This window comes from Staphylococcus sp. LKG4-2 (assembly GCF_050955665.1).
GTDB lineage: Bacteria > Bacillota > Bacilli > Staphylococcales > Staphylococcaceae > Staphylococcus > Staphylococcus saprophyticus.
This window is the reverse complement of record NZ_CP194532.1, coordinates 131,824-144,778: the sequence shown is the minus strand read 5'-3', so window position 1 is coordinate 144,778 and position 12,955 is coordinate 131,824. Positions and strand designations below refer to the sequence as shown.

Below are 12,955 nucleotides of genomic sequence, written 5' to 3'. Positions count from 1 at the left end.
AATCATCCCTTCCGTTTTGAGAGCATGGTATTAATTTCGTCTATATCTTGTTGATTACGTCTTGTTTCAATACCCCAAATGATAAAATAAACAATTGTATAAATGACCACAAATAGTATGATTGCTGAAAGTTTAAGAGGAAACCATCCAGCTAATATAGCCAGTGGGAACATGATGATGAGCATTAAACTAAAGTGAGTTAATGTTTTAAACCATAATGTCTTTCGTGAATTCGAAAAGATAAGCGCGCCATAACTGAATGTGATACCGATTAATGCCCATATCACAACAGCAATAAACATAATTTGTAATTCAGTTAAATGTGCAAAGTAAATGCTACCCATCGTTGATTCTGGAGAAACTGGATGAAATTGGTGGTGCGCAAATAGTGTTGAAAATATTAAAGAGACAAAGACGCCAATCGTAATACCAATGGTTACACCGTGAAAGAATCGTTTCATAGCTTTAAAGCCTCCTTAATTAATGGTAAGTATCTTCTAGAAGAGTACGTAAATGATTGATCAGTAAAACGAATTTCAATCGTGCCATTTTTATTTAATGTTAGATAATCAATGAAGTTCACATTGATGATTTCAGATTTTGAAATTTGTAGAAAGCTATGATTAAGCTGTGCTTTTATTTCGTATAAACGTTGATTCATCGTATATTGACGTTGAGCGGTGATAACATTTAATATCTTATTTTCTATCCGAAAACAAATGATATCTTGTGGTTTAAGATAATAGATGGTTTCGTTGTATTTTCCGGGAAATAATATATTTTGAGATAATTGTTGAATTGAGTTGATAATATCTGATAAATTGTTGGCATCTTTACGCGTGTATAGTATGATTTCATCTTCGTCTAATGTTTGATCATAAACAACCTTTACTTTCATGTTCAGTCCCTCCCCTTACATTAAGTAAAACAAATTTTTGATTGTAATACTATATAGAACAGGCAAGTGGCTTCTATATGAAGCTAAGTGGCGCGATTAAGGGTAAAAACGTGTAAATAAAAACACCCAAAAGATTGAATTTATCATACAATCTTTTGGGTGTTTACTTATATCATCTATACTAACATTACTTAGTCTAAAGTGATCAATTGATAAACATGTTGCTCTGTTAATTCATTTGGCCATGTTATGTTCAAAGGATGCCAACTTTTACCACCATTGTCGGAAGAGAAGATACCTTTATTATTCGCAATATAAAAAATACCATCTCTTTCAGTGACAGCGGAGATAAGCGTGCCATTTGTGGAAGGTAAGCCTTCAGTTGCTTCAATCCAGGCATTATCTTGTGATTTATCAATAGCATAAATGGTTGAAAATGTATGACTTTCATAACTATGGGCATTCATTGGCGAATTTGATGTTGAGATGACGATATTCTCAGCATTATTTGAATTGATTGCCAAGCCATAACCATATCTATGCTCAATGCCATCTATAAATGTTGTCCATGTTTTACCGTAGTCATCACTTTCAATAAAGGTATCTCTACCACCATTTAAAAAGGCATCTCCGAGAACGCCATATAATTTGTTGGGATGCTCGTCATGACTTTTGAGTACGTGAATATCGATAGGCGCATGATCCGTTTGCGGTACTTCCCAATGTTGTCCAGAATCTGTAGATTGAATCAAACCACCAGCCTCAATTGTAAGAGAAATGATATTGGGCGAGCGATGATTGTTATCTAACCATTTAACGTGATGTGTGTGCGGTCTTGGAGGGAAAAACCATTGTTCTTTTCCAGGAATATGTGCGAAATCTGTCAGTAATTCAAATGAGTCACCTTGATCATAGGAAATAAAGAGTGCACTTGGTTCTGTACCTACTAATACCGCACCAGTATTGTTACCTGTATCTATGACTGAGACTGCAGTAATGGATGTCATAGGAATGTCTTGCTTTTTAAAAGGACTATTATACGTAAAGCGTGTGCCAATAGGTAACCATGAATCGCCTTTGTCCACGCTTTTCCACAAACCGCGATCAAACGTGCCACAATATAATATGTCAGGATTGAATGGATCCTGAGCGATGGCGGTGGGGTTCATTCCTTCTAGTTTCTTTTCTATATGAAAACGACCATTAACTTGTTTAACTAATAATAGTGTATTTGCATATGTTGCTATGAATTGACTCATCAGATTAGCCTCTTTTTTATCATTTTTTGAAGTCTATTTGTGATGTACTTAATATACATCACGTTGGTAACGTTGATTTTTAATCATTTCTGTCAAATAGGCTTCGGCTTCAGTTTCATCCAAGTTACCTTCTTTGATGAGTACTTTAATTAATGATTCGTGTACACCGCTTGCCATCTCATCTTTATTACCACACAGGTAAATTGTGGCACCTGCCTGAATCCATTTATAGAATTCAGCACTATTTTCTTCGATGCGGTGTTGGACGTAAATTTTATTTTCAGTTTCTCTTGAGAAGGCTAAGTCTAATTTGCTTAATACACCTTCTTCGAGCCATTGTTCCAAATCATCTTTATAAAGAAAATCATGATGATAATTTTGATTGCCAAAAATCAACCATTGCTCACCTTTAAGATTGAGATAAGCTCTTTCTTGAAGATAAGCACGATAAGGCGCAATGCCTGTACCTGCACCAATCATGATGACAGGTGTTTCTGTGTCATATGGAAATTTGAAATTTGGATTCTTTTTCAAGTATACAGGTAGCTTATCCCCAACAGACGTACGATCTGCTAATTGGACAGAACAAACACCAAAGCGTTCACGACGATGTGCTTCGTATTTCACAACACGTACAGTAATGTGTACACTATTAGGATTTACCTTGTTACTACTTGCAATTGAATATTCTCGTGGCGGTAATTTTCTTAACAGTTGTGGTAGCATGTTGGGTTCAAGCGCAACAGGCGTAAAATCTCTAATTAAATCAATGACATCTTTACCGTAAATATAGTTTTGGACCCATTCCGATTTTTGAATATTAGCATTTAACATGGGATTACCTAATAATTCTGCAGCATTTTTCATCAGCACAGGCGTTAATTTTGCAATTTCAAAATCATGTGTTAAAGCCTCTTTAAGCGAACGCATTGAATCACTGTCGTTCATTTGAATAGGTGTTTCAGCATCCCAATTAAGTGCATCGATGAGTTGGTTCACGAGTACAGGATCGTTTTGTGGGATAACGACTAAGCTATCACCGGGTTCATAGGCCTCACGATAACCTTCAAGTGATATTTCAAGGTGTCTTACTTCTCGAGAAGCTTCTGGTTGTGTAAGAATGGTATTTTTCAGTACTTCTGCTTGAAAAGGATTAGATTTTGAATAAGGTGCTTGAGGTTCTTCTATTGTGACGTCCTCATTTTCAACGCTAGGCGTCTCTTCATTTGTATTGGATGAGGCTTGTGTTAATAGCTCAATCATGTTGGTAATCCATTGTTCAGCTGTCTCTTCATAATCAAAGTCGCAATCCACTCTATCTGCCACTCTATTCGCACCGAGTTGACCTAAGATATGATCAAAGTCTTTACCAGCTTGGCAAAAATCAGGAAAATCTTGGTCACCAAGCGCTAGTACCGCAAAGTTGACTTGATCTAATTGTGGCGCATCATCACCGTGAAGGTAATCATATAAATCTAACGCATTGATAGGTGGTTCGCCAACGCCTTGTGTTGAACAAATAATAAAAAGGTGTTCAACCTCAGGTAATGAATCTCTCGGAAAATCATCCATATCCCAGAGATGGACATTTAAGTTCTGGGATTTGAGTTTTGTTTCAAATGTTTCAGCAATTTCTTCAGCATTACCAGTTTCAGTACCATATAGTACATGCACGTCTAGTGGTTCTGTTGAAGCTGATACAGGTTCTGACACGGACTGGTCAGTAGAAGTGCTAGTTTCTGTTTCGGTAATACCAGCCTCATTTTCTTGTATGTCCGTTTTGTTATCTGACACTGAAGTTGTTGCTGGATTGAGTAGATAACCACTTAACCAATGTTGTTGTTCAGGTGTTAACATAGGTAGTAGTTGATTGATAAGTGCCAATTGCTCCTCATTAAAAGGGGTGTTGGTTTGGTTCAGTTGCACGGATGTCACCTCTATTGATTATATTTATATAGAAAATAGGTGCATTTGCCCTATGATAAACTATATTGAATTTTATTGAATTATAACATTGATTGAATCATTTTAAATGATAGGAATTATCATTTATTTGAAAATCAAACTAATGACCTATACAGCTCATATATCCAGTACACTTAAATATGCCCACATCATATCGATAATGATGCGGGCATGTTATATATTTTAAAGGAGAATCGTAAATTAAGAAGTGCTCAAGTTCTTAATTTTTAATATAATGGCTAGGTTTTAATAGTAATAAACGAAATACGATGTTGTCGTATACGAATATATGTTTAAGGTTTTATAGCAAATGCGCGTACAGGGAAACCTGGCGCATCTTTAGGCTTAGGACTGATTGTGTAAATAATTGCCCCTCGACTTGGGAGTTGATCAAGATTTGTCAGTAGTTCTACTTGGAAAGTATCTTGACCTAATACATAACGCTCACCAATAATGTCACCGTTTTTTGCGACATCGATAGAGGCATCGGTATCAAATGTTTCATGACCGATGGCTTTCACATGGCGCTCTTCAAATAAATACTTTAATGCGTCTAGTCCCCATCCAGGTAAATGGAGCGCACCAGCATCATCTTTATTCTCGAAAGCTTCAATGTTGGGCCAACGTTTAGACCAATCACTTCTAAATGCAACAAAGGTGCCTTGCTCAATAGGGCCGTTATCAGCTTCCCATTGTTCAATGTGTCGACGTGTTAAGATGAAATCCGAATTTGCTTTAACGCTTTGTGAAAAATCTAAAACAACGAGTGGTAGGGCAAGTTCTTTTAAATTTAATTCATGTAAATAGCGCGTATGTTCCACAAAATGAATCGGTGCATCAATATGGGTACCATACTGACTCACAACATTCCAATTTTGAACATAGAACCCGTCGTCTGCGACATTGAATAGTGTCGACACTTGGGCCCGTTCAAATTCGCTAAAACACGGTATGGTTTCATCAAAAGTGTGGGTCAAATCGACCCACGTTGCTGATTTTAATTCTTCTAATTGCTTCCATAAAGGATAACTCATACGCATCACCTATTTAAGTTAATTTTAAACAGTTGCTGGATTTGTTGATTTACGTAATTTATCGACAGAATTAACTAACACACTTAAGGCTTCTTTAACTTCATCTTCTTTACGCGTCTTCAAACCGCAATCTGGATTTACCCAGAATAATGAACGATCTATTTCTTGTAATGCTCTGTTAATTGCAGCTGTAATTTCTGATTCAGTTGGAATTCTTGGACTGTGAATATCGTATACACCTAAACCAATACCTAAATCATAAGTAATATCTTCAAAATCTTGAATCAAATCACCATGGCTACGAGAAGTTTCAATAGAAATAACATCCGCATCTAAATCATAGATTGCATGAATAATTTGACCGAATTGAGAATAGCACATATGCGTGTGAATTTGTGTTTCATCAGCGACTGAAGATGTTGAGAGTTTGAATGAACGAACGGCTTTATCTAGATAGTCTGCATGGTATTCTGAACGAAGTGGTAAGCCTTCTCTTAATGCTGGCTCATCAACTTGTATGATTTGAATACCTTCACTTTCAAGCGCTAATACTTCTTCATTAATTGCTAATGCAATTTGGTCTTGAACCTCTTCACGTGGTAAGTCAACACGTTCAAATGACCAGTTTAAAATAGTGACAGGACCAGTAAGCATACCTTTAACTGGTTTATCAGTTAAACTTTGTGCGTATAATGTTTCTTTGACAGTAAGTGGTTCTGTCCATTTAACATCACCATAAATAACAGGTGGTTTAACCGCACGTGAACCGTATGATTGTACCCAGCCATATTTTGTAACTAGGAAACCTTGAAGTTTTTCACCAAAGAACTCTACCATGTCGTTACGTTCAAATTCACCATGTACCAGAACATCTAAACCGATATCTTCTTGAATTTTTATCCAACGTGCAATTTCATTTTTTAGAAATGTTTTATATGCTTCATCAGTGATACGGTTATTTTTCCAATCAGCACGGTATTTACGTACTTCTTGAGATTGTGGGAATGAACCGATCGTAGTTGTTGGTAAATCAGGTAAATTTAGGCGTGCGTCTTGTGCTTTTTTACGTTCTTTAAATGCTGATTGTCTAGAAGTTCTGACGCTATCAAAGTCGTATTCAAGATTTTTAAATGATTGGTTTTGAAAGCGTTCATAGCGGGCTTTCAATTCATTGTATTTTTGATCATCGTCTTTGTTGAACAAACGTTTTAACGCATCGAGTTCATCTAGTTTTTCAGTAGCAAAACTTAATCCTTCTGCAATAGAAGTATCAAGTGTTTCATCATCAAGTGATACTGGAACGTGTAATAATGAAGATGAAGGTTGAATGACAAGCTCATCTGTATAATTTTGTAATGTTTCGATAAGCTCTTTTTTAGCTTCTATATCAGCAGCCCATACATTACGACCATCAATAATACCTGCATAGAGTGTCTTCGTACGATCAAATTGGCCGTCTTCAATTTGTTTAAGATTAAAGCCGTGGTCGTGTACGAAATCTAGACCGATACCTCTGATTGGTAGGCTGTTTAAGAATGATAAGTTTACGCGTTCAAAGTAAGTTTGAACGACTAGGTAATCACCTAAGTTTGCTTCAGAAAAATAATTATATGCCGTTTTTGTGATGTCTTCGTAATCTGCGCTATCGTCCGTAACAAGTGCAGGTTCATCAATTTGAATATACTCTGCGCCTGCATCAACGAGTGATTGTAAGACTTCTTTATATAATGGCAATAATGTTTGTACTTTTTCTTCAAATGATTGGTCGCCACCTTTAGATAACTTAACAAACGTAATTGGACCAACGATCACAGGGTGTGCGTTGACGTTTAATGATTTTGCATAGTTAAAGCGTTCTAATAATACATTTTTATTTAATTTTGGTTCAGCATTGTCCCATTCAGGTACAATATAATGATAATTTGTGTTGAACCATTTAATTAAGGCACTTGCAACATGTTCTTTGTTACCTCTGGCAATATCAAATAGTAAGTCATCATCGATATCTCTACCTTGGAAACGTTCAGGAATGATATTGAAAAGTAATGATGTATCAAGAATATGGTCATATAAAGAAAAATCGCCAACCGGAATACTAGATAAATTATAATTTTTTTGTAGTAATAAATTCTCTTTGTGCAAATCTGTTAATTGTTGATGTAATGTTTCTAAATCATATTTATTTGCCCAGTAGCCCTCGATGGCTTTTTTCCATTCTCTCTTTCTACCTAATCTCGGAAAACCTAAGTTTGATGTTTGAATTGTCATAATATTGCCTCCTGTTTAGTTGAAGTAATTGATTTTGAATAATTTGCAAGTTCCAGTGTATAATCGACCTTTTGGAATGGTGTAATTAAATACAAGCCATTAAAATATTCATGCACTGTGTCGATCAATGCTTTTGATAATTCAATGCTCAATGATTTTGTTTTTGCTTTATCATCTTTAACAGCTTCAAATTGTTCGAGAATGTCTTCTGACAATTTAATGCCTGGTACTTCATTGTGTAAAAATAATGCGTTGTTATAACTAGTGACAGGCATAATGCCAATAAACAATGGCACATCTAAATGTTTGGTTGCTTCATAGACTTCTTTAATTTTCTCTTTGCTATAGACCGGTTGGGTTATAAAGTAGTGGGTACCACTTTCTAATTTTTTCTCTAACCGTCGTACAGCACCGTCTAATTTTCTTACATTTGGATCAAATGCCCCTGCGATGTTGAAGTTCGTCTGCGTCTTCAGCGCATCACCGTCTGTGTTAATACCTTGATTGAAGCGTAAAGCAATTTCAGTTAACCCTTTAGAATTCACATCGTATACATTGGTTGCGCCTGGAAGGTGCCCAATCTTTGAAGGATCACCTGTAATGGTCAAAATTTCATTAATACCTAAGAGTGATAGGCCAAGTAAATGTGATTGTAAGCCAATCAAATTGCGATCACGACAAGTGATATGGACTAAAGGTTCGATGTCATATTGTTGTTTAATGATACTCGCTGCGGCAACATTACTGATTCTTACTGTGGCTAACGAATTATCAGCTAAGGTTACGGCATCAATCTTGGCATCGTCGAGTTTTTTGATATTTCTGAAAAATAAGTCTGTGTCAAGATGTTTCGGTGTATCTAGTTCAACGATAATTGTAGGTCTGTGTTTAACCTTTGATGTTAGATTTTGTTTTTGTGTTGGTTTCTCCGAATGACCCGTATATTTAGCGATAGGAATGACATTTTTTTGGTTTACCGGTTTTAAATCTGAGACCGATGATTTGATGTATTGAATATGCTCAGGTGTCGTGCCACAACAGCCGCCAATTAAACGAACGCCTTCATTGATGAGTTGCTCAGCTACTTTTCCAAAATAAGCTGCATTATCACTATATTTAAATTGACTATTTTCAATATCTAATAAACTTGCGTTTGGATAACATGATAGATAAGCACCATCGGGCAATTCAATATGTGAAAACGATTGTTGCATATGGTGGGGACCGTGATGACAATTCAGTCCAACAATATCAGCACCGCTCTTAACAACTTGTTGCAAGGCTGTATTGATTTCAGTACCATTTCTTAAATAGTTTGTATTTAAAGCCGTGAGTTGAGCAATAATCGGAATATCATATTTACGTTTAGTAGCTTTGATAATGGTTGTAAGCTCTTCTAAATCGTAATATGTTTCAAATAGAATGCCATCAACACCTGCATCGATTAATGTCTCAATTTGTATTTCTGTATGATATTGAATCGATGATAATTCTAAATCTTCTTGTTTGATACCCCTGAATCCACCTACTGTGCCTAAAATAAAGGTGTCGTCGTTTGCAGCTTGTTTAGCAATTTCTACTGCTGCGTAGTGAATGTCTTTAACTTTATGCTCAAGACCAAAAGGTTTTAACTTTTCAAAATTAGCACCATACGTATTGGTTTGAATAATATCGGCACCAGCGTCTATATAAGAACGATGAATGCGCGCCACTTTATCTGGATGTGTAATATTATAGGCTTCTGGGCATGTATCTAGACCTTCTGAATATAGAATGGTTCCAATCGCACCATCAGCTACTAATATGTTGTGCTTTAGTTTGTCGAGTAGTTGACTCATTGAAGGCCTCCTTAAATGCATAATTTAGATCAGAGATTAATTCATCTGCAGTTTCTAATCCAACGCTTAATCTAAATAATCCAAAAGTGATATTTCTGGCTTCTCTTACTTCTTTAGGTACAGCTGCATGTGACATCGTAGCAGGGTGTGAAAGTATTGTTTCAACACCACCTAAGCTGACGGAAACTAAAGGTAAGGAAAGGGCATCTACAAAATCTTGCGCTTTTGTCTCATCTTTTAAGCGGAAACCTAATACAGCACCGCCATGACTTGCTTGAGATAAATGTAAATCGCTATTTCCAGGGTAATAGACTTCTGCAATTTCATCACGTTGTGCTAGATACTCATAAAGTTTTTTAGTGTTTTCAACTGATTGATTAAAACGTACAGGTAATGTTTTTAAGTGTTTAGCCAGTGTCCAACTATCTTGAGCAGATAGGGCAGTACCTGTACCGTTTTGTAATAAATATAATGCATCGGCAATCGTTTGATCGTTTGTTATTGCTACGCCTGCAATAATATCAGTATGTCCACTTAAGAATTTGGTAGCACTATGCACGACAATATCAGCGCCGAGAGCTAAGGGTGATTGTCCTAGTGGTGTCATAAACGTATTGTCTACGGCGAGTTTGAGATGATGTTTTTTAGCAATATCGGCTGCGCCTCTAATGTCTGTAATTTTAAACAGTGGATTAGAAGGTGTTTCAATATATATCAGTTTAGTATTATCTTGAATAGCCTCTTCAATTTCATTTAAATGCGTCGTATCAATAGTTGAAAATTGTATATTAAAACGAGTTAGAATTTGTTCTGTTAATCTAAACGTACCTCCATAAACATCATCAGGTAAGATGACATGATCACCTGCATTTAAAGTTAATAACACAGCTGAAATGGCTGCGATACCTGATGCGTATGCAAAGGCATGGCTTCCGCCTTCCAATTTAGCTAATTTTTCTTCTAATAAGGCACGGTTTGGATTACCACTTCTGGCATAATCATATTGTGCACCGCCGCCAAGCGTTTTTTGATGGAAAGTTGAAGAATCATATAAAGGAGGATTTGCAGAATCGTAATCTACACCTCTATGTGAATCGAATATTACTTCAGTTTCTTTTGATAAACTCATGAAATCACTCCTTGTTTAGATTTTTCTAATGCTTGAATAATGTCTTGTTCGATATCTTCATAGTCTTCGATACCGATGGATAACCTAATCAAATATTCATCGATGCCCCGTTTGTCTTTCTCTGCGTCTGGCATATCTACATGTGTTTGTGTATATGGAAATGTGATAAATGTTTCTGTACCACCAAGACTTTCTGCAAAAATACAGACGTTTAAATGTTCTAAGAATTTATCCACTTTATAATCTTTATTTAAACGTAAACTCAACATACCTGTACGTCCGCTATAAAGCACTTTGTCGATGGCCTCTAAGTCACTACATCGTTCTGAGAGTAATTTCGCATTATATTCTGAACGATCCATTCTCAAATGGAGTGTCTTTAAACCACGTTGGAGTAGGTAGCTATCGAATGGTGACAAAGTAGCACCAATCATGTTGTGTAACTGTCCTAATTGTTCTGCAAGTTGATTATCTTTAACGGTTACCACACCAGCAAGTACGTCGTTATGTCCGCCAATATATTTTGTAGCTGAATGTAAGACGATATCTGCACCATCTTCTAATGGCGTAGAAAGGTATGGTGTTAAAAATGTATTATCTATAATAGTTAATAAATTAAATTTTTTGCTTAAGATATAGAACGGGTCTACATCTACTTCAATCATTTGTGGGTTTGAGATTGGTTCAATGAACAATGCTTTAGTATGTTCTGTAATACTTTGTTCCACTTCTTCATAATTGAGGAAGTCAACATATTTGAAATGGATACCATACTGTTGTTCATAAAAATCGAAAAGTCTAAAGGTACCACCATATAAATCGAAAGATACCAATATTTCGTCACCAGATTTGAACAGATTACATATTAATTGAATAGCAGACATGCCACTTGATGTTGCAAATGAAGCTGTGCCGTGTTCCAATTTGGCAAATGCCTCCTCAAATGCTGAGCGTGTTGGGTTCTTAGTTCGTGTGTAATCATATCCTGTTGACTCACCGAGATGTGGGTGTTGATATGCTGTTGATAAGTAAATTGGATTGGCTATGGCGCCTGTATGATCATGTGACAATGCGATTTGTGCTAGTTCAGTATTTTTCATAATTGTTAACCTCCTTGTAAAAATAAAAAAAGCTCCCGTCCTTTAAACCCGAAAATTCGGATGTAAAGGACGAAAGCTTAGCTCGCGGTACCACCTTTGTTTGTTACATTATCACTAAAGTAACCTTATCCAGTACGCTAAATTGTTGTATATGTAACGTTGACTGAATCGTGTTATCATTTTTCGTAAATAAAAAACCCATTCTATAAATAAAATGAGTATTAACGAGAAGATAACGTGTGGAATAATCCAGTACGCCATTTAACAAAATGTTAATACTGTAGCGCTATAACGGGCGCGCCCGTTGATACCTCATATTGGCATCAACACTCAAAGGCCATTTTCAAACTTTCTTTCTGTATCTTCTTTCAGCGTTACGAAGACTCTCTGTGTCAGCAGTGTAAGTTCTACTTTCCTTGTTACTGTGTTTCTATTATTTCGAATTTGATATACCCAAGATTACACATTAAAATTACTTTTGTCAACAACTTATCTGAAAATTTCGATTAAACTAATTATTTGTCCTATATTCTTTGGTAGATGAGTGATGATATAATAGGCACATCTAATAATAAATCAAATTAAACGAGCTAGAGAAAATAGAAAGTAGGTGTTTGACAATCGAAAATCATCAAGATGAGCAATTAACCATAGAAGATAACGAAAATATTCAAAAAATAGCTATGACTACTGTTAAGGCAAATCCATATCAACCACGTAAAACATTTGATGAGGAACGATTAAATGATCTTGCCAAATCAATTAAACTTCACGGCATATTACAACCCATCGTTTTGAGAAAAACGATTTCTGGCTATCATATCGTTGTCGGCGAAAGGCGATTTCGTGCTGCAACAATTGCGGGATTGACTGAAATACCTGCGATTGTTAAATCACTTACGGATGAAGATATGATGGAACTTGCAATCATTGAAAATTTACAGCGTGAGGATTTAAATGCAATTGAAGAAGCGGAAAGTTATCGTAAATTGATGGATGACTTAAATTTAACGCAGCAAGATGTTGCGCAACGTCTAAGTAAATCTAGACCTTACATTGCGAATATGTTGCGTTTATTAAACTTGCCACAGACTGTTTCAAATATGGTGAGAGATGGTGCGTTATCAAGCGCTCATGGCCGCACATTATTAAGTGTTAAGGACAAACAAAAAATGCAACAAATTGCCAAACAAGCTTCCCGTGAGGCATGGAGTGTAAGAGAATTAGAACATTATGTCACTACACATTATAGTGATAATAAAGATAAAGTAGAGGCTACACAAAAGGCAACAAAACCAAAGTTTATTAGACAACAAGAACGTCAACTTAAAGCGCAATATGGTGCAAATGTAGCTATTTCCACTAAAAATAAAAAAGGCCAAATTACGTTTGAATTTAAATCAGAGGATGAATTTAAACGATTAATTCATCAGTTAAATGCTAAATATCAGCATGATGAATAAA

The 12,955-nt window shown here is 35.9% G+C and carries 10 protein-coding genes and 1 other annotated feature; of the genes, 1 reads left to right on the top strand and 9 read right to left on the bottom strand.

What is annotated here, in order from left to right:
• Positions 1–2: 2 nt before the first annotated feature.
• The 9 genes from ACM6UH_RS00695 to ACM6UH_RS00655 all read right to left on the bottom strand — a co-directional run bounded on the left by ACM6UH_RS00695 (position 3) and on the right by ACM6UH_RS00655 (position 11,491).
• Positions 3–461 carry a DUF3021 domain-containing protein gene (locus ACM6UH_RS00695; RefSeq protein ID WP_011304009.1) on the bottom strand — a complete coding sequence of 153 codons (459 nt, stop codon included), beginning with the start codon at positions 459–461 and terminating at the stop codon, positions 3–5.
• Positions 458–898 (bottom strand): LytTR family DNA-binding domain-containing protein, encoded by a 441-nt coding sequence (locus ACM6UH_RS00690; RefSeq protein ID WP_047505135.1) that lies wholly within the window; start codon positions 896–898, stop codon positions 458–460. Before ACM6UH_RS00690 ends, ACM6UH_RS00695 begins: the two co-directional genes overlap by 4 nt.
• A gap of 191 nt (positions 899–1,089) precedes the next feature.
• Complete coding sequence (locus ACM6UH_RS00685) at positions 1,090–2,157, bottom strand: WD40/YVTN/BNR-like repeat-containing protein (RefSeq protein ID WP_063489086.1); 1,068 nt, start codon at positions 2,155–2,157, stop codon at positions 1,090–1,092.
• Positions 2,158–2,205: 48 nt separating this feature from the next.
• Complete coding sequence (locus ACM6UH_RS00680; RefSeq protein ID WP_047505140.1) at positions 2,206–4,083, bottom strand: assimilatory sulfite reductase (NADPH) flavoprotein subunit; 1,878 nt, start codon at positions 4,081–4,083, stop codon at positions 2,206–2,208.
• 332 nt (positions 4,084–4,415) lie between these two features.
• A complete protein-coding gene (locus tag ACM6UH_RS00675) occupies positions 4,416–5,156 on the bottom strand; it encodes a cyclase family protein (protein WP_011304005.1) in 741 nt (246 codons plus the stop codon).
• Positions 5,157–5,180: 24 nt separating this feature from the next.
• The gene (gene metE / locus ACM6UH_RS00670; RefSeq protein WP_141711952.1) at positions 5,181–7,427 is read right to left on the bottom strand and encodes a 5-methyltetrahydropteroyltriglutamate--homocysteine S-methyltransferase; all 2,247 of its coding nucleotides are present in this window, start codon (positions 7,425–7,427) and stop codon (positions 5,181–5,183) included.
• The gene (locus tag ACM6UH_RS00665; protein WP_047505146.1) at positions 7,421–9,262 is read right to left on the bottom strand and encodes a bifunctional homocysteine S-methyltransferase/methylenetetrahydrofolate reductase; all 1,842 of its coding nucleotides are present in this window, start codon (positions 9,260–9,262) and stop codon (positions 7,421–7,423) included. Before ACM6UH_RS00665 ends, metE begins: the two co-directional genes overlap by 7 nt.
• Entirely contained in the window at positions 9,216–10,391 is a 1,176-nt protein-coding gene (gene metC / locus ACM6UH_RS00660; protein WP_002484348.1) for a cystathionine beta-lyase MetC, read from the bottom strand. Before metC ends, ACM6UH_RS00665 begins: the two co-directional genes overlap by 47 nt.
• Entirely contained in the window at positions 10,388–11,491 is a 1,104-nt protein-coding gene (locus ACM6UH_RS00655; RefSeq protein ID WP_002484347.1) for a PLP-dependent transferase, read from the bottom strand. Before ACM6UH_RS00655 ends, metC begins: the two co-directional genes overlap by 4 nt.
• 62 nt (positions 11,492–11,553) lie before the next feature.
• Positions 11,554–11,923, bottom strand: a binding site (T-box leader).
• Between the two features lie 182 nt (positions 11,924–12,105).
• Here ACM6UH_RS00655 and ACM6UH_RS00650 point away from each other — a divergent pair.
• A complete protein-coding gene (locus ACM6UH_RS00650) occupies positions 12,106–12,954 on the top strand; it encodes a ParB/RepB/Spo0J family partition protein (RefSeq protein ID WP_011304002.1) in 849 nt (282 codons plus the stop codon).
• Position 12,955 lies beyond the last annotated feature (1 nt).